This window comes from Paenibacillus tepidiphilus, from assembly GCF_008635795.1.
GTDB classification, from domain to species: domain Bacteria; phylum Bacillota; class Bacilli; order Paenibacillales; family Paenibacillaceae; genus Paenibacillus_AQ; species Paenibacillus_AQ tepidiphilus.
Window position 1 is genome coordinate 270903 of the sequence record NZ_VWRQ01000003.1, and the last position, 14904, is coordinate 285806.

15 protein-coding genes and 3 tRNA genes are annotated in these 14904 nt (G+C 54.2%); 7 read left to right on the forward strand and 11 right to left on the reverse strand.

The features are described 5' to 3' along the window. The first annotated feature begins 58 nt into the window (after window positions 1-58). The 6 genes from nifH (at window position 59) to F1379_RS05280 (ending at window position 6288) form a co-directional block, all read left to right on the forward strand. Window positions 59-931, forward strand: coding sequence for a nitrogenase iron protein (gene nifH, locus F1379_RS05255; protein WP_150267119.1), 873 nt, complete (start codon window positions 59-61; stop codon window positions 929-931). Between the two features lie 17 nt (window positions 932-948). After that, window positions 949-1740, forward strand: a complete 792-nt coding sequence (locus tag F1379_RS05260; RefSeq protein ID WP_150267121.1) for an ABC transporter permease — start codon at window positions 949-951, stop codon at window positions 1738-1740. A gap of 39 nt (window positions 1741-1779) precedes the next feature. Continuing rightward, on the forward strand, window positions 1780-2556 hold the full coding sequence (locus tag F1379_RS05265; protein ID WP_150267123.1) for an ABC transporter permease: 777 nt from the start codon (window positions 1780-1782) through the stop codon (window positions 2554-2556). A 147-nt stretch (window positions 2557-2703) separates the two neighbouring features. Continuing rightward, on the forward strand, window positions 2704-4194 hold the full coding sequence (locus tag F1379_RS05270; protein ID WP_150267125.1) for a nitrogenase component 1: 1491 nt from the start codon (window positions 2704-2706) through the stop codon (window positions 4192-4194). Continuing rightward, window positions 4178-5494 carry a nitrogenase component 1 gene (locus tag F1379_RS05275; RefSeq protein ID WP_150267127.1) on the forward strand — a complete coding sequence of 439 codons (1317 nt, stop codon included), beginning with the start codon at window positions 4178-4180 and terminating at the stop codon, window positions 5492-5494. Before F1379_RS05270 ends, F1379_RS05275 begins: the two co-directional genes overlap by 17 nt. A gap of 224 nt (window positions 5495-5718) precedes the next feature. Beyond that, complete coding sequence (locus F1379_RS05280; protein WP_150267393.1) at window positions 5719-6288, forward strand: DUF4256 domain-containing protein; 570 nt, start codon at window positions 5719-5721, stop codon at window positions 6286-6288. Between the two features lie 89 nt (window positions 6289-6377). On the opposite strand, the gene F1379_RS05285 is transcribed toward F1379_RS05280, so the two are convergent. The 6 genes from F1379_RS05285 to nrdR form a co-directional block, all read right to left on the reverse strand. Continuing rightward, a tRNA-Lys gene (locus F1379_RS05285) sits at window positions 6378-6450 on the reverse strand. Window positions 6451-6934: 484 nt separating this feature from the next. Further along, on the reverse strand, window positions 6935-7237 hold the full coding sequence (locus F1379_RS05290) for a hypothetical protein (protein WP_150267129.1): 303 nt from the start codon (window positions 7235-7237) through the stop codon (window positions 6935-6937). 69 nt (window positions 7238-7306) lie between these two features. Continuing rightward, complete coding sequence (locus tag F1379_RS05295; protein WP_150267131.1) at window positions 7307-7513, reverse strand: hypothetical protein; 207 nt, start codon at window positions 7511-7513, stop codon at window positions 7307-7309. A 200-nt stretch (window positions 7514-7713) separates the two neighbouring features. Continuing rightward, window positions 7714-7786 (reverse strand) — tRNA-Lys (locus tag F1379_RS05300). A gap of 10 nt (window positions 7787-7796) precedes the next feature. Continuing rightward, window positions 7797-7872 (reverse strand) — tRNA-Ala (locus tag F1379_RS05305). 261 nt (window positions 7873-8133) lie between these two features. Continuing rightward, on the reverse strand, window positions 8134-8610 hold the full coding sequence (nrdR, locus tag F1379_RS05310) for a transcriptional regulator NrdR (protein WP_150267395.1): 477 nt from the start codon (window positions 8608-8610) through the stop codon (window positions 8134-8136). Window positions 8611-8742: 132 nt separating this feature from the next. Here nrdR and F1379_RS05315 point away from each other — a divergent pair, with 132 nt between their 5' ends. Further along, window positions 8743-8967 carry an alpha/beta-type small acid-soluble spore protein gene (locus F1379_RS05315; protein ID WP_150267134.1) on the forward strand — a complete coding sequence of 75 codons (225 nt, stop codon included), beginning with the start codon at window positions 8743-8745 and terminating at the stop codon, window positions 8965-8967. Between the two features lie 81 nt (window positions 8968-9048). Here F1379_RS05315 and F1379_RS05320 read toward each other — a convergent pair whose 3' ends face one another. From F1379_RS05320 to polA, 5 genes are all read right to left on the reverse strand, one after another. Further along, a complete protein-coding gene (locus F1379_RS05320) occupies window positions 9049-9612 on the reverse strand; it encodes a lytic transglycosylase domain-containing protein (protein WP_150267398.1) in 564 nt (187 codons plus the stop codon). Continuing rightward, the gene (coaE, locus tag F1379_RS05325; RefSeq protein WP_150267137.1) at window positions 9609-10208 is read right to left on the reverse strand and encodes a dephospho-CoA kinase; all 600 of its coding nucleotides are present in this window, start codon (window positions 10206-10208) and stop codon (window positions 9609-9611) included. The genes F1379_RS05320 and coaE overlap by 4 nt, the downstream gene beginning before the upstream one ends. 9 nt (window positions 10209-10217) lie before the next feature. Continuing rightward, window positions 10218-10952 (reverse strand): manganese efflux pump, encoded by a 735-nt coding sequence (locus tag F1379_RS05330; RefSeq protein ID WP_150267139.1) that lies wholly within the window; start codon window positions 10950-10952, stop codon window positions 10218-10220. Window positions 10953-11128: 176 nt separating this feature from the next. Continuing rightward, a complete protein-coding gene (mutM, locus tag F1379_RS05335) occupies window positions 11129-11995 on the reverse strand; it encodes a DNA-formamidopyrimidine glycosylase (protein ID WP_150267141.1) in 867 nt (288 codons plus the stop codon). A 51-nt stretch (window positions 11996-12046) separates the two neighbouring features. Beyond that, entirely contained in the window at window positions 12047-14722 is a 2676-nt protein-coding gene (polA, locus tag F1379_RS05340) for a DNA polymerase I (RefSeq protein WP_150267143.1), read from the reverse strand. Between the last annotated feature and the right edge of the window lie 182 nt (window positions 14723-14904).

Below are 14904 nucleotides of genomic sequence, written 5' to 3' on the forward strand. Positions count from 1 at the left end.
CAGCGGAACCGGCGGTATCACCGCTATCAATCTAACCAAAAGTGAGGGCAAACAGAATATGACCAAGAAACTGAGACAAATCGCATTTTACGGCAAAGGCGGCATCGGAAAGTCCACGACTTCGCAAAACACCCTGGCTCAGCTGGCGGTTAACTTCGGCCAGCGGATTATGATCGTGGGCTGCGACCCCAAAGCCGACTCCACACGCCTCATCCTGAACACCAAAGCGCAGCAGGCGGTGCTTGATCTCGCCGCCAAACGCGGGAGCGTTGACAACCTTGAGCTGGCGGACGTCATCGCCCCCGGCTTCGGAAGCATCCTCTGCGTGGAATCGGGCGGTCCGGAGCCGGGAGTAGGCTGCGCCGGCCGGGGGATCATTACCTCCATCAATTTTCTGGAGGAGAATGGCGCATACGAGAATGTTGATTTTGTCTCCTATGATGTTCTGGGGGATGTCGTCTGCGGCGGGTTCGCCATGCCGATCCGCGAGAACAAAGCGCAGGAGATCTACATTGTCTGCTCCGGTGAGATGATGGCGATGTATGCCGCCAACAATATCGCCCGCGGAATCCTGAAATACGCGCACAGCGGCGGTGTCCGCCTGGGCGGCCTGATCTGCAACAGCCGCAATGTGGACCGTGAGCATGAGCTGATCAGCGAGCTGGCGCGGCGGCTTAACACGAAGATGATCCATTTTGTGCCGCGCAATAACGTGGTGCAGCATGCCGAGCTGAGGAGGATGACCGTCACGCAATACAATCCGGAGCATCCGCAGGCCGAAGAATACCGCCAGCTGGCCGAGAAAATCTACCACAACGACAAGCTGACCATCCCTACACCGATCAGTATGGACGAACTGGAGCAGCTGCTGATTGAGTTCGGCGTGGTCGAGGATGAGGAGAAGGTGCTGCAGACGCAGACACCTCAATAAAGGAGGCTCCGTTACAGATGAAGGTCATCGGCACGGTTCACCGGACATTGCTAAGCTATTACCTGTTCCTCCTGCTCCTGATTATATGGGAGATTGCTCCCCGTCTCGGTCTGGTCAGCGATGTATTTGTCCCGCCATTCTCGCGGATCGTGTCAGCCGGAGTTGACCTGGGCCTGACGAACATTCTGCTCTACATCTCCATAAGTCTGAAAAGAGTATTCGTAGGCTTTGCCCTGGCGACGGTTATTGCACTGCCTGGAGGTTTCATCCTGGCCGGAGCCTTTCCGAAGCTGGCCGTGTTCCTTCAGCCGCTGACCCGCTTTCTCTCCAGCATTCCGCCATTCATTCTATTCCCCGTATTTGTCATCATCATCGGCATTGGCGAAGGAGGCATCTACACGGTTATCTTCTGGTCGTCGTTCTGGCCGATCCTGTTCACCACCATTGCCGGCATAGAGCATGTCGATCCGCTGCTGATCCGCTCGGCCAAATCGATGAACGCGGGCAAGCTGGAGATTTTCGTCAAAATCGTTCTGCCTGCTGCATCGCCGACGCTCCTCACCGGTCTGCGGACAGGGCTAAATATGAGCTTCTTTATGCTGATAGGGTCGGAGAGCATGGGCGCCGATTCCGGGCTGGGCTGGATGATCCATAATGCCCAGAGTATGGGCTTTATCGAACGGATTTACCTGGGTGCGGTCATGGTTGCCGGGGTGGGTCTGGCGCTCAATTATGTGCTGGAATATCTGGAGAGCTCCGTCCTCTATTGGCGGCAGGCTCCAGAAGCACAGCAGAAAGCGGCAGCCTGACTGCTCAAATCTCAAGAATAGGAGGAGGAAACGGATTCCATGAGCTCCATTGCAGGCAAGTTGAAGCGTATCGGCATCGGCAGCATTCCGGTCCTGCTGTTCTTTATCTTCTGGGAAGCCGGTGCCCGGATCATTCCGGAAGGCGTTATTTCCCCTCCCAGCGATGCAATCGCGGCCATATCCAAGTCTGCCGCTTCCGGTATCCTGTGGGAGCAGACGCTGATCAGCCTCTACCGGGTGCTGCTGGGGTTCAGTCTGTCGCTAATCATCGGCATTCCGCTCGGATTTCTGCTGGGAACCTTCTTCAATACGGCAGAAAAAGCACTGCTGCCCTTCCTGCGGGCCTGCGAGAAGCTGAACCCCTTCGCGATCATTCCGATCTTCATGATCTTCTTCGGCATCGGCACCGCTGAGAAGGTTGTGGTCATCTTCTGGTCCGCACTCTGGCCGGTGCTGTTCAACACCATGGCCGGAGCCAAGGACATCGATCTGGGCCTGCTGCGGGCGGCACGCTCGATGGGCTCGACCCGCAGGGAGCTGTTCACCAAGGTGATTATGCCGTACACCATCCCCAATATCTTCATCGGAATTGAATTCGCCGCCCAGCTCTCGTTCTTTATGATTATTGCCTCGGAGGTGATCGGGGCCAGCACAGGACTCGGCTGGTATTACATTAACTCTACCGCACGCTATGATCTGCCGCTGATGTACGGTATCGTGCTGTTCATCACTGTGCTGGGCATCCTCATCAACCGGCTGTTCGCCAGACTGAAAAAGCACTTTCTGGTATGGAAGGAAGCCTCAAAGCTTCACTGACAAACATTTACGCTTTCGAAGCGAGTTTTGCCGAAGCACCCCACTGAAGCTTACGCTAACAAAACTTAGTTTACGCTTTCGAAGCGAGTTTTGCCGAAGCATCCCAATGAAGCTTATGCTAACAAAACTTTTAGGAGGAATGCAATCTTGCCTATTAATCTGAACAGATCGCAGGCCATCATCCGGGAGAAACGCCTGAAATCCATCGTCGGCTACCAGGGAACGATCAAGGATCTTGCCGATAAGTCCCGCAGCGGCTGCCTGAAGAACGCAGGCCGCGGCTTCAGCCAGGCCACCAATTGCAATTCCGGCTGCGCCCAGGGCTACCTCTCTTCCATCGTTGACGCTGCCATCGTCAACCACGGACCTGTCGGCTGCGCCGGAGACGTGGCTGGCTCCAACTCCGTCTATCAGTGGGGCCAGCATATCCGCGGCCAGGAGCATAAGCGGAATGTCCGGATCGTCAATACCAATATGTCCGAGAATGCCGTCGTCTTCGGCGGCGAAAAAATCCTGCAGGATGCCGTGCGCACAGCCTATGAACGATTTCATCCCAAGGCGATCTTCGTCACCACCTCCTGTGCTTCCGGCATCATCGGGGATGACGTGGAGCGCGCTTTGAAGGACACCGAAGCCGAGCTGGGCATTCCGGTCGTCCCTGTCTTCTGCGACGGCTTCCGCTCCCAGATCTGGGCCTCGGGCTTCGATGCGGCCTTCCATGCGCTGCTGACGCGGATCGTCCAGACCCCGCAGGAGAAGCGGCCCGAGCTGGTCAACGTCATCAATTTCTATGCCAGCGGCCGGGATGCGGTCGCGGAAATATTCGGGCATCTCGGGCTGGTGCCGCAGTTCGGCATTCCGTTCAGCTCAATCAGCCAGCTGGAACATTGGTCAGAGGCCGCCGCCACGATCAGCATCTGTGGAACGCTGGGCGGATATATGGGCAACGGTCTGGAGCAGAAGTTTGGTGTGCCTTATGTTACCGCGCTCCAGCCGCACGGCATCGCCGGCTTTGACGATTGGTTGCGCAAGCTTGGGGAGACCGTAGGCAAGCAGCAAGAGGTGGAAGCGTATCTGGCGGCGCAGAAGGAGCTGGTCGCCGGGGAGCTGGCCGAGATCAAGCGCAAGCTGCAGGGCAAGCGCGTGGTCGTCGGCATGGGGCCGAGCTTTGCGCATAATTATATCCGGCTGCTGGAGGACTTCGGGATGGATGTCGTCTGGGGCTTCTCCTGGCATTATGATGCCAAGCACGATCACGGGGGCTGCCCTTCCTGCACCCTTGATCTGGCGGAGAAAGAGAAGGATATTCCGGTCAGCGTCAGCGACCAGCAGAACCATGAAATCATCAACCTGCTGAGAAAAGTCCAGCCCGATCTGTATGTCGGCAGACATCCGGGCCAGTCGGTATGGGCAACGAAGCTGGGTATTCCCACGATTATGATCAGCGACGAATACAGTGCCTTCGGCTACCAGGGGACACTCGATTTCGGCGAACGGATTATCGATGCGCTGACGAACAACAGTCTGGCCAAGAACCTGTCGCAGCGCATCAAGCTCCCTTATACCGACTGGTGGTTTGAACAAGAGCCGTTCACCTTCCTGGAAAGCGAGAGCGATGAATATGTCACAGTGCGTTGAGCAGATCCGGCATGTATGCGCCCTGGGGGCCTTCGAATCGGTGCTGGCGATCAAGCGTGCCGTTCCGATCGTCCATTCCGGACCCGGCTGCGTCTCCAAGCTGATGACTACACTGGGAACACAGAATGGCCATCAGGGCTCCGGTTATGTCGGAGGGCATGCCATTCCCTGCACGAATGCTTCCGAGAATGAAGTCGTATTCGGCGGCACAGATCAGCTGCGCAAGGTGATTGCCAATACATTCAACGTCATGGACGGTGATCTGTTCGTCGTCCTGACAGGCTGCACCTCGGATATTATCGGCGACGATATCGGCGAAGTCGCCCGCAAATTCAAGAAGAGCGGGAAGCCCATCGTATATGTCGAGACCGGAGGATTCAAAGGCAGCAATCTGATCGGCCATGAGCTGGTCCTGGACGCCATCATCGAGCAATATCTGGAGCCGCAGCCGCAGATTGAGCCCGGGCTGGTCAATCTCTGGTCGGTGGTTCCTTACCAGAATACGTTTTGGACCGGAGATATTGAGCAGCTAAGTAAACTGCTGGCGGCCATCGGACTGAAGCCGAATACCATCTTCGGCCCGGACAGCAGCATTGAAGCCGTCCGTGATATTCCCAAAGCCCAGTTCAACCTCGTCGTCTCTCCCTGGGCCGGTTTACGGGCCGCCGAGCATCTCCAGGAAAGGTTCTGCACGCCATTTCTGCATTACCCGGTGCTCCCGATCGGTCCGACGGAGACCTCCACCTTCCTTAGAACAGTTGGAGACTTCGCCGGTATTGACCGGTCCATCGTGGAGAAGGTCATCCAGAGGGAAGAGAACCGGTATTACTATTATCTGGAGCGGGCTGCCGACAGCCTGCTGGAGACCCGGCTGCTGCCAAGACGGTTCTCTACAGTCGGAGACAGCCTGTATACGCTGGGAATCTCAAGGTTCCTGACCAATGATCTGGGACTAATTCCCGAGAAGCAATTCATTACCGAGGATACACCTCCAAAGCATCAGGCCAATGTTGCGGCCGAGTTCACGAAATACACAAACGAAATTGTGGCGGAGACGGTATTCTCCAACGATGGAGGGTATGTTGAGGAAGAGCTGCGGAAGCTGAAGCTTAGAAGCCGCCCGCTGATCCTCGGCAGCTCCTGGGAGCGGGCGGTAGCCCGTGATTTGAATGCCTATCAGCTGTCCATTTCGGCGCCTATCGCCAATCAGCTGGTGCTGAGCAAGTCTTATGTCGGCTACGACGGGGCTCTGCATTTAACCGAGGATATTTACTCGGTGGTGCTGAATGATTTTATGTAAATCCACTGAAGTCCCTTTCACTTCATTACGGCAATTGCCCGGAGAGTCGTGCTTATGCACGGCTCTCTTGGTTATTATCTCGGAGCAGGCTCGGGAATGATCTGCGGATCAGCCTGACCCCTCGTAAGTTATGGAAAGAAGAAGCCTTTTTTTGCCGGGAGGAGATTGTAATGATAAAATTAGCCATGGCGGAACACAGCAATGAATAACCCGAGGAGGTCTTGATTTTGGCAAAAACAAGTGAACTTACAGTTGAACAGAGCGAAGAACTGCTTGGCATACTGAAAGCCCGTTTTGAGAAAAACACGAAGCGCCACCCGGCATATAACTGGACTCAAGTACAGCTGAAGCTGGAGGATGCGGATAACGGCAAGCTGTGGTCCATCCACCAGATGGAGATTACCGGAGGAGAGCCGGATGTTATTGGCTTTGATGAAGAAACGGGCGAATTTATTTTCTGTGACTGTTCGGCGGAAAGCCCTAAGGGCCGCAGAAGTGTCTGTTACGACGGGGAAGCCCTGAACTCCAGGAAGCAGAACAAGCCAGACAACAGCGCTCTGGAAATGGCGGCAGAAATGGGCATTGAGGTCCTGACGGAAGAGCAGTACCGGGAGCTGCAGCAGCTTGGACCGTTCGATCAGAAAACATCAAGCTGGCTCAGAACTCCTGCCGATATCCGTGAACACAGCGGTGCAATCTTCGGCGATTACCGGTATGGAAAAGTGTTTGTATATCACAACGGTGCAGAGTCTTATTATGCAGCCAGAGGTTTCCGGGGCTTGCTGCGGGTATAGACACCCGGACTCGATTCAAAAAATCCCATACAATAGATTCCATACAATAACAACAAAAGAACGGCATCTCTGCCGTTCTTGTTTAAGGATGGACTCTCAGGGGCTCGAACCCTGGACAAATAGATTAAGAGTCTACTGCTCTACCAACTGAGCTAAGAGTCCGTATCAATGTAATGTATGATTTGTAATCTCTAAAAGATACTTGAATAGTATATCTTTTTTCCACACCGTTTGTCAAACTAAATTTTCGGCCATGGTCTAAAGCCTTGTCTCCAAGGAACCTTATTTCCTTCAAAAACTATATTCTCCGCGATACATACCGACCGTTGGTTTGTAAATAGAAGCCGATTCGGAGAACCTGGTTGGACTAGGAGCTTGTAATGCTTTTGGGTCGAGCAGATGAACTCTGTTACTACAGCCAGCGGGCCGCTTAATGGGTTTCGGACTGAGGAGCCCTTATTTCCCGCAATAAATCCGCTTAGCCCTTCTTACGGACCAGTTGCCGCTATTTGCCTGTAACCTCGTGAAATTCTCCCTGGAGGAGGACAATAAGCCGTTAGCACTTCTAATATGCCCGTTACAAGAAGATAAGGTCCGTGAGGTCCGAACAATCAGATATAGGGGTTGAGGCAATCGACTACAAGCTTCACTTTGTCAATCCGTTGGTGATCGGCAATGACACCCGGTGCAAAAGTGGTACCCCAACTAACGGAAATTGGAGGTGAACCGGATCGAACTCAGTAACCTCATCAGCAGCATCAGGATATTTCTCATGCGTATGATTATGAAACTTCATTATTAGTGAATGATCTTTGTTATACCAGTTATAGAAAAAAGCCTGCAAGTTCCCTCGCTTATCACCATGCTCTTCGCATTTCAAGTAAGAATCCCAACCGTTTAGTTTGATGGTAAACTTGGGATTATATGCACGGGTGATCTTGCGTGACATCAAAAACGATTTCCGGATGTACGTTTTTGATATTGCCGGGATTGGAAGTGAAAAACTTCCTTCGTAAACTCAGCCAATCAGTTCCTGTTTCCTTTTAAGCAAATAGGTCCACACATCTAAATCAATATCCTCATCAGAAGTAACGAGTTCCCCGGAATCACTCTTATTCATTAAATGTTCAATTGGACCATACTTTTCTTCGTAGGCACTAAGTTTGTCGGTTATGAAGCGTAGTTCATCTGCCGATTCTGTCTCCGCAGCAGCTTGCATGCGCACTTGATAGGACTTCGCCGCCTCACTAATACGTACAGTCTCACCACTCGGATACTCCAAAATTGCAGCAACAAATCAACACTAAATCAACAATCAATTATAGATTATGCCAGATTCATTAATTTTAAACCTTAAATAAGAAATACTCGGAAAGATATGCTTCAGAACTAACAAAAGAACGGCATCTCTGCCGTTCTTTAGGATGGACTCTCAGGGGCTCGAACCCTGGACAAATAGATTAAGAGTCTACTGCTCTACCAACTGAGCTAAGAGTCCATATGAAATTTGGTGGAGCCAAGGGGGATCGAACCCCTGACCTCATCGCTGCCAGCGATGCGCTCTCCCAGCTGAGCTATGGCCCCGTTATGTACGTTCCGGAATCGTGTAAAGCTTATTACCAGAGGCGACTTTTATATATTACCGAATATCAGGACATTTGTCAACACTTTCGCAAAAAAACATTCATCTTCTCACTTTTCTCATTCCGCCCCTTTATTCTGCTCCTCCATCCTTTGAATTATGTAAAGTTAAATTAGCTACTCAACTCACGGTTCCCTTGCGGGAAGCCCCTGCGCGGCGTAGCCTACCTCACCTACGCCGCGCTGACGACACCATCTAACCGCTTACAACCCTTCAATCTCACCGTCATTCTTGGAGAGCAGGCCCTTGAGCTCCTTCATAAACATATTGATGTCCTTGAATTGACGATACACGGACGCAAAACGTACATAGGCCACCTCGTCCACCGGATAGAGCTGTTCCATAACCAGTTCGCCGATCTCCCGGCTCTCAATTTCGGCCAGGGCGACACCGCGCAGCGTCTTTTCCACCTCGGAGACGATGGACTCCAGCCGTTCCACAGACACCGGACGCTTCTCGCAGGCGCGGATCAGACCGCGCAGGATTTTGTCGCGGCTGAATTCCTCGCGGCTGCCGTCCTTTTTGATCACAATCAGCGGGGTTTCCTCAATCATTTCAAAGGTGGTAAACCGCCTGCTGCAGCGCTCACATTCCCGCCGGCGCCGGATGGACTTATTTTCGTTGGCAGGACGGGAGTCCAGCACCTTAGTATTTGTGTGGTCACAATAAGGGCATTTCATAAGCTTCATCACTTCCTTCTTATTCTAAATTCCTGCATATTCTGATTTCCAAAATTCACCGATTAATTGTTGTAATGATTCCGCGAGGTTCGGTACATAATACAGTTACCAACCGATAGGAGGTGAACAACAATGGCACAGAACAATAACAGCTCCAATAACCTTGTAGTTACTAACGCTCGCGGCGCCTTGGAACAGTTGAAATATGAGGTAGCCCAGGAACTCGGGATTACTCTTTCCCCGGACGGATACCAAGGCAATAAAACTTCTTACGAAAACGGTTCGATCGGTGGTTACATCACCAAACGCCTGGTAACCCTGGCTGAACAACAACTGGCAGGTCAATTCGTTAGATAACCTGTCCCCTAAAGCTTGCCTAAGAAGCATTAACCGGCCTTATGGACGGTTAGTGCTTCTTTATTATGGCCAAGCCCGGAGCTAGAACTCATTGTAAATCTCCGTGTACTGATTATAGTAGTAAATTACACGCTGTACATAATGGCGGGTCTCGCCGAACGGAATATCCTTCACTGCAGCTTCCGTACCGTCCCAGGCGCCTTCATCCAGCCAGCTCTTCACTTTGCCGGGACCGGCGTTGTAAGCGGCGATTACAGCCGTACGGTTGCCTTCAAACTGCCTGGAGAGCGAGGAGAGGTACCAGGTACCCAGTTCAATATTAGCCGACGGCTCCTCCTTCAGCTCCTCCAGTGACACATCCGGCAGCTTGGCCTTTTCCAAGGCCCATTTGGCGGTATCCGGCATCAGCTGCATCAAGCCGATCGCACCTTTCTTCGATTCACGGCCGGTCTTAAAGTTGGTTTCGACCCGAATGATCGAGGCGACGAGAAAGGGGTCCATTTCGTAAGTATCGCTGTGCTGGCGGATTTCACTTTTATAATGAATCGGATAAAACCAGGTCATCCAGTTGGTGCTCAGGAACAGCACTGCGGTAAAGCCCAGGAACAGCAGGAGAAGCACTCTTTTGCGGCGCAGCCATTTCAACATGGCAATCCCAGCCTGTCCCACAATTCAGCTACCTGCCGCTCCGTTTCCGCAATCGCCCCGCTGTTGTCAATGACGTAGTCGGCTCTCTTACGCTTGGCCTCAATATCCATCTGGGCATTCAGCCTTCCTTCGGCCTGCTCCCTCGTCAATCCGCTGCGCTGCAGCAGCCGTTCCAGTTGAACAGCTCGCGGCACATATACCACTATAATTTGCGTAAACAGGTTGTCCAGTTCTGACTCATATAGTAAAGGAATATCCACAACAACCAGCCGCTGCGGATCTTCCTCTTCATAGACGTACATCTGCCGCTTGATCTCCTTGCGGATCGCCGGATGCGTCAGCCCGTTGAGCTGTGCCAACGCTTCCGGGTCCTTGAAGACAATTTCGCCAAGCCTGGCCCGGTCCAGCGTGCCGTCCGGCTGCAGGATGCCGCTGCCGAACTGCTGTACGGCTGCGGCCAGCACCGGATGTCCGGGGAGCATGACTTCCCTGGCAATGACATCGGCATCGACCAGTCTTGCTCCCTTCGCCGCCAGCAGTGCGGAGACCGTGCTTTTACCGGAGGCAATCCCCCCGGTTAAGCCAATAATCATGTACTCACCTCATAACAGCTTCATTATTCCCATTGCAATCAATAATAACGCAGGCAGCGCGGCGGCATGCTTCGTCCAGAAGCTCCCGGACAGCTTCAGCCCGGTCTTCATCCCGAGGAGCAGAAAGCTTCCGCTGAAAAGAGCGATCATCAGCGAGGTTGCGACGGGGCTGAAGCCGAGCAGCGCGGCGCCGAGGCCTGCGCCGAATGCGTCCAGCGAGAGCGCGATGCCCAGCACCATGGCCTCTACCGGGGAAATGCTGCCCGAAGCGTCCAGGTCAGCCGACGACGGCGTTCGGAGAATCTGAATGACGATTCCCAAATGCCGCAGCTCCAGTGAGAAGACCGCCGGCTTCGGCGCTTCCTCTTCTTGCACATCCGGCAAGGCTGCCTCCCCCGCCCACACTGCCGCAGTAGAAGCATCTTCCTGTGCGCCGCCCCTGCCCAGGTCTTCCCCTTCGCCTTCACGCTCCCGCTGCATCAGCATCTGCACGAGTGACCAACAACCCATCAAGACGAGAATAACCGCTCCAACAATGGACGCGGCATCCGGAGAGACCACCTTGGCGAGCAGAACGCCAACCTGCATCGACACGCCTACGACGATCCCCGAGCAAAGCGAGATAATCAGAATCGAGAGCAGCGGTATTTTCATTTTGCGTAAACCGTATGTAATGCCGACACCAAAACCGTCCAAACTCAGTGCAAACGCCAGCAGCAACAGTGAAAACAGTGGGCTGAGCACCCGCAATCCCTCCTGTAAAGAACCGGCAGCCAAGGCAGGGAAATCCTCTTTCGCCAAGGCTCCGCTTCCGCCTGATTCAAGCAGTCTTCACCCAGTATATGGGCGGAGCAGGCGGAGGGTGCGTGGATTTTGCAAAGAATGAACGGCAAGGGTCGGGCATAACAAGTTGTATTCCCTTACACTCCGGCGGAAGCAGTGTTATTCAGAACACCCGCAGGTGCCGGCTGACAGCTTGGACAATAATGGGTGCCCCGGCCGCCGACGACCGACTTCTCAATCATGGTGCCGCAGGTAGCGCAGGGCTGGTTCTTCCGGCCATAGATCAGTAATTCCTGCTGGAAGCGGCCGCTTTCACCCTGTCCATTGACATATGATTTAATGGAGGAGCCGCCGGCATCCACAGCTTCCGACAGCGTTGCGACAATCGCCACATGCAGCTTGTCCAGCTGCTCTGCGGTCAGCGACTTGGCCGTCTCTTCCGGATGAATACCGGCACGGTGCAGTGACTCATCCACATAAATATTCCCGATGCCGACGACATATTCCTGGTTAAGCAGCAGCGGCTTGATCTTCGTGCTCTTGCCGGCGACAAGCGCCTTGAACCGGTCCGCCGTAAAAGAATCGTCCAGCGGCTCGAGTCCCAGCTTATTAAGCGGCGGGAGAGCCAGGTCCTCGCCCGGCTGGAACAGATGCATCGTACCGAACTGGCGCACATCGGTATAACGCAGCTCCGTGCCGTCCGTGAAATGGAAAATAACATGCGTATGCTTGTCCAGAGGGTCCGTGCTTGGATATACTCCGTATCGGCCTTCCATCCGCAGATGGGAGACCATGACCAGACCGTCCAGAATGAACCGCAGGAACTTGCCGCGGCGCTCGACTTGCATAAACTTGTGACCTTGCAGCATATAGGCAAAAGCCTGAATATCATCCGGCCGCTGGATAATCCGCGGCAGCCGGACGGTAACGTTAAGAATTTGTTTTCCTGCAATGAGACCGTTCAGTGTTCTCTTGACAGTCTCTACTTCCGGTAATTCCGGCATTGTGCTTCACCTCTACCCCATTATACCGGATTATGGCGGCCAGCGGGGAGGCTATTTCGCTTCGTACCAGTTGCTGCCATAACTTACCTCCGCCTTCAGTGGAACCGACAGCTTAAGCGCACCTTCCATTACTTCCGGCACCAGCTTCTTCATCAGCTCCAACTCATCCGCCGGCACCTCGAAGACCAGTTCGTCATGCACCTGCAGCAGCATCCGGCTCTTTAGCTTGCGGTCATAAAGCGCCTGATCCATCTGAACCATTGCCAGCTTGATAATATCGGCGGCCGTTCCCTGGATCGGCGTGTTCATCGCCGTACGCTCGGCGAAGGAACGCAGATTGAAGTTCTTCGCGTTGATCTCCGGCAGATAGCGGCGGCGTTCCAGGAGTGTCGTGACATAGCCTTGCTTGCGCGCTTCCACCACAATCTCATCCATGTAGCGGCGTACGCCCTGGAAGATCTCGAAATACTGCTCGATAAATTGTGCCGCTTCCTTGCGCGGAATGTTCAAATTCTGCGACAGCCCGTAATCGCTGATGCCGTAGACAATGCCGAAGTTAACCGCTTTGGCCGAACGGCGCATATTGCTGTCCACCTGTTCAGCCGAGACACCGAACACGTCCATCGCCGTCTTGGTATGGATATCCATATCATGGACAAAAGCTTCCTTCAGCCGTTCATCGTCAGAAATATGCGCCAGCACACGCAGCTCGATCTGCGAATAATCCGCAGCCAGAATTGACCAGCCCGGCTCTGAGGGAACGAACACCTTGCGGATCTTCCGCCCTTCCTCCAGACGGATCGGAATGTTCTGCAGGTTCGGGAACTGGCTGCTCAGGCGGCCTGTTGCCGCAATGGTCTGCCGGTAATAGGTATGCACCTTGCCGGTCTCTTCCGAAATTTCCTTCAGCAGCCCTTCAACATAAGTGGACTGCAGCTTGGCAATGGTGCGGTACTGGAGAATGAGGCGGACCACATCATGGTAGGGAGCCAGCTTCTCCAGCACTTCCGCATCGGTGGAGTAGCCGGTCTTCGTCTTCTTGACGACCGGAAGCCCCAGCTTCACGAACAGAATCTCACCGAGCTGCTTCGGCGAATTGAGGTTAAATTCCGTGCCGCAGATATCGTAAATCTCCGCCACCAGCGCTGCGATCTGCTGTTCAAATTCCTTGCCCAGCTCTTTCAGCTCTTCGCGGTTGGCGACGATGCCCTGCTTCTCCATATCGGCCAGGATGCGGGACAGCGGCATTTCCAGATCATAGAACAGCCCGGTCATCGCCGCCGCTTCCAGCTCCGCCTGCTGTTTCTTCACAATCTCCGCTACCGCCGCGCTCTTGCGGGCGATATGTCTACCTGCAACCTCCAGCTCGGGCACCTTGTACTTGGCGCCCTTGCCGAAGACCTCTTCATTCACAGCCAGGCGCGGCAGGCCGTATTTCGCGGCCAGATCGCTCAGCTCCTGTCCGGCTTCCGTCGGGTCCAGCAGGTAGGCGGCCAGATGCACATCGCTGTGTGCGCCGGCAAAAGCGATGCCCTGCCAATGCAGTGCCAGGTCGGCCCGGTGCAGATCGAAGCCGCTCTTCGGGATCTCGGGATCGGCCAGCCAATCCCGCAGAGAAGCCGCTCCTGGCGACTTCAGCAGCTCAAACGGCACATAATAATGCCGCTCGGCCGAAGACAATCCGAGGCCGACAACCTCGGCGTGATGCGGATTCTCCCCGCTCGATTCCACATGCAGCGCCGTTATACCGGACAGATCCGCATTCAGCGCCTCAAAGTCTGCCTCAGAGACGATGACGATATTGAGCTCAGCCATTTCCTGTACCGGAGCGCCGTCCCCATCTTCGCCCGGCACAGCTGCAGCATGGGCGCTCAGCGACAGACGCTCCAGCAGCGATTTGAACTCCAGCTTCGCCAGAGCCGGACCGGCGGTATCAGACTTGATGCCGCTGAACACCATATCCTCCCAGGCGTGCTCCAGCGGAACCTCGCGGTAGATCGTCGCCAGCTTCTTGCTCATGACCGCGCTGTCGGCATGCTCCTCCAGCTTCTCCTTCATCTTGCCCTTCAGCTCACCCGTTCCGGCCAGTACGCCTTCCACGGAACCGAACTGGTGCAGCAGCTTCAGCGCCGTCTTCTCGCCCACCCCCGGCACACCGGGAATGTTGTCGCTGGCATCGCCCATCAGGCCCTTGAGGTCGATGATCTGCTCCGGCGTAAGATCGTATTTCTCGCGGATCTGCTGTGGACCGTACAGCTCAACCTCCGTAACGCCCTTGCGGACCAGCGCAATGGTCGTATGCTCGGACGCCAGCTGCAGCATGTCCTTGTCCCCGGACACGATCATGACCTCGCGGCCGTCCGCATCCGCAATGCGCGAAATGCTGCCGATGATATCGTCGGCTTCATAGCCGTTAATCTCGAATTGGGGCACGCCGAGGTCGCGCAGCAGATCCTTCAGCAGCGGGAACTGCTCGGACAGCTCCGGCGGCGTCTTCTGGCGCCCGCCCTTATAGTCTTCATATCCTTCATGCCGGAAGGTAATCTTGCCGGCGTCGAATGCCACAATCAGGTGGCTGGGTTTATGTTCTTCAATCAAACGCAGCAGCATGGTCGTAAAGCCGTATACGGCGTTGGTCTGCTGCCCGGCTGAATTCGTCAGCGGCGGCATCGCAAAGAACGCGCGGTAAATAATATTATTTCCATCTATAAGGATCAACTTGTCCACTGTAGCACCTCGCCTTTTTCTTGCTTACTCCCTTACATCTTACCATACGGCTTGTCCAAAACGAACCGAAGCGCACGAAAATGAAACAAAGCTTCTATTAAATGCAGGTTGTCCAAGCAGAATGTCCTTAAACCTCATTCCGCAGAAAAAAACAGCAGGATTCCTTTCGGAATTCCTGCTGC

Excerpts from the sequence above, each read along its gene's own strand:
- mutM (WP_150267141.1), bottom strand. The coding sequence starts at position 11,995 with ATGCCGGAATTACCGGAAGTAGAGACTGTCAAGAGAACACTGAACGGT.
- nifH (WP_150267119.1), top strand. The coding sequence starts at position 59 with ATGACCAAGAAACTGAGACAAATCGCATTTTACGGCAAAGGCGGCATC.
- coaE (WP_150267137.1), bottom strand. The coding sequence starts at position 10,208 with ATGATTATTGGCTTAACCGGGGGGATTGCCTCCGGTAAAAGCACGGTC.
- F1379_RS05260 (WP_150267121.1), top strand. The coding sequence starts at position 949 with ATGAAGGTCATCGGCACGGTTCACCGGACATTGCTAAGCTATTACCTG.
- F1379_RS05275 (WP_150267127.1), top strand. The coding sequence starts at position 4,178 with ATGTCACAGTGCGTTGAGCAGATCCGGCATGTATGCGCCCTGGGGGCC.
- F1379_RS05265 (WP_150267123.1), top strand. The coding sequence starts at position 1,780 with ATGAGCTCCATTGCAGGCAAGTTGAAGCGTATCGGCATCGGCAGCATT.
- F1379_RS05315 (WP_150267134.1), top strand. The coding sequence starts at position 8,743 with ATGGCACAGAACAATAACAGCTCCAATAACCTTGTAGTTACTAACGCT.
- nrdR (WP_150267395.1), bottom strand. The coding sequence starts at position 8,610 with ATGAAATGCCCTTATTGTGACCACACAAATACTAAGGTGCTGGACTCC.
- F1379_RS05290 (WP_150267129.1), bottom strand. The coding sequence starts at position 7,237 with ATGTCACGCAAGATCACCCGTGCATATAATCCCAAGTTTACCATCAAA.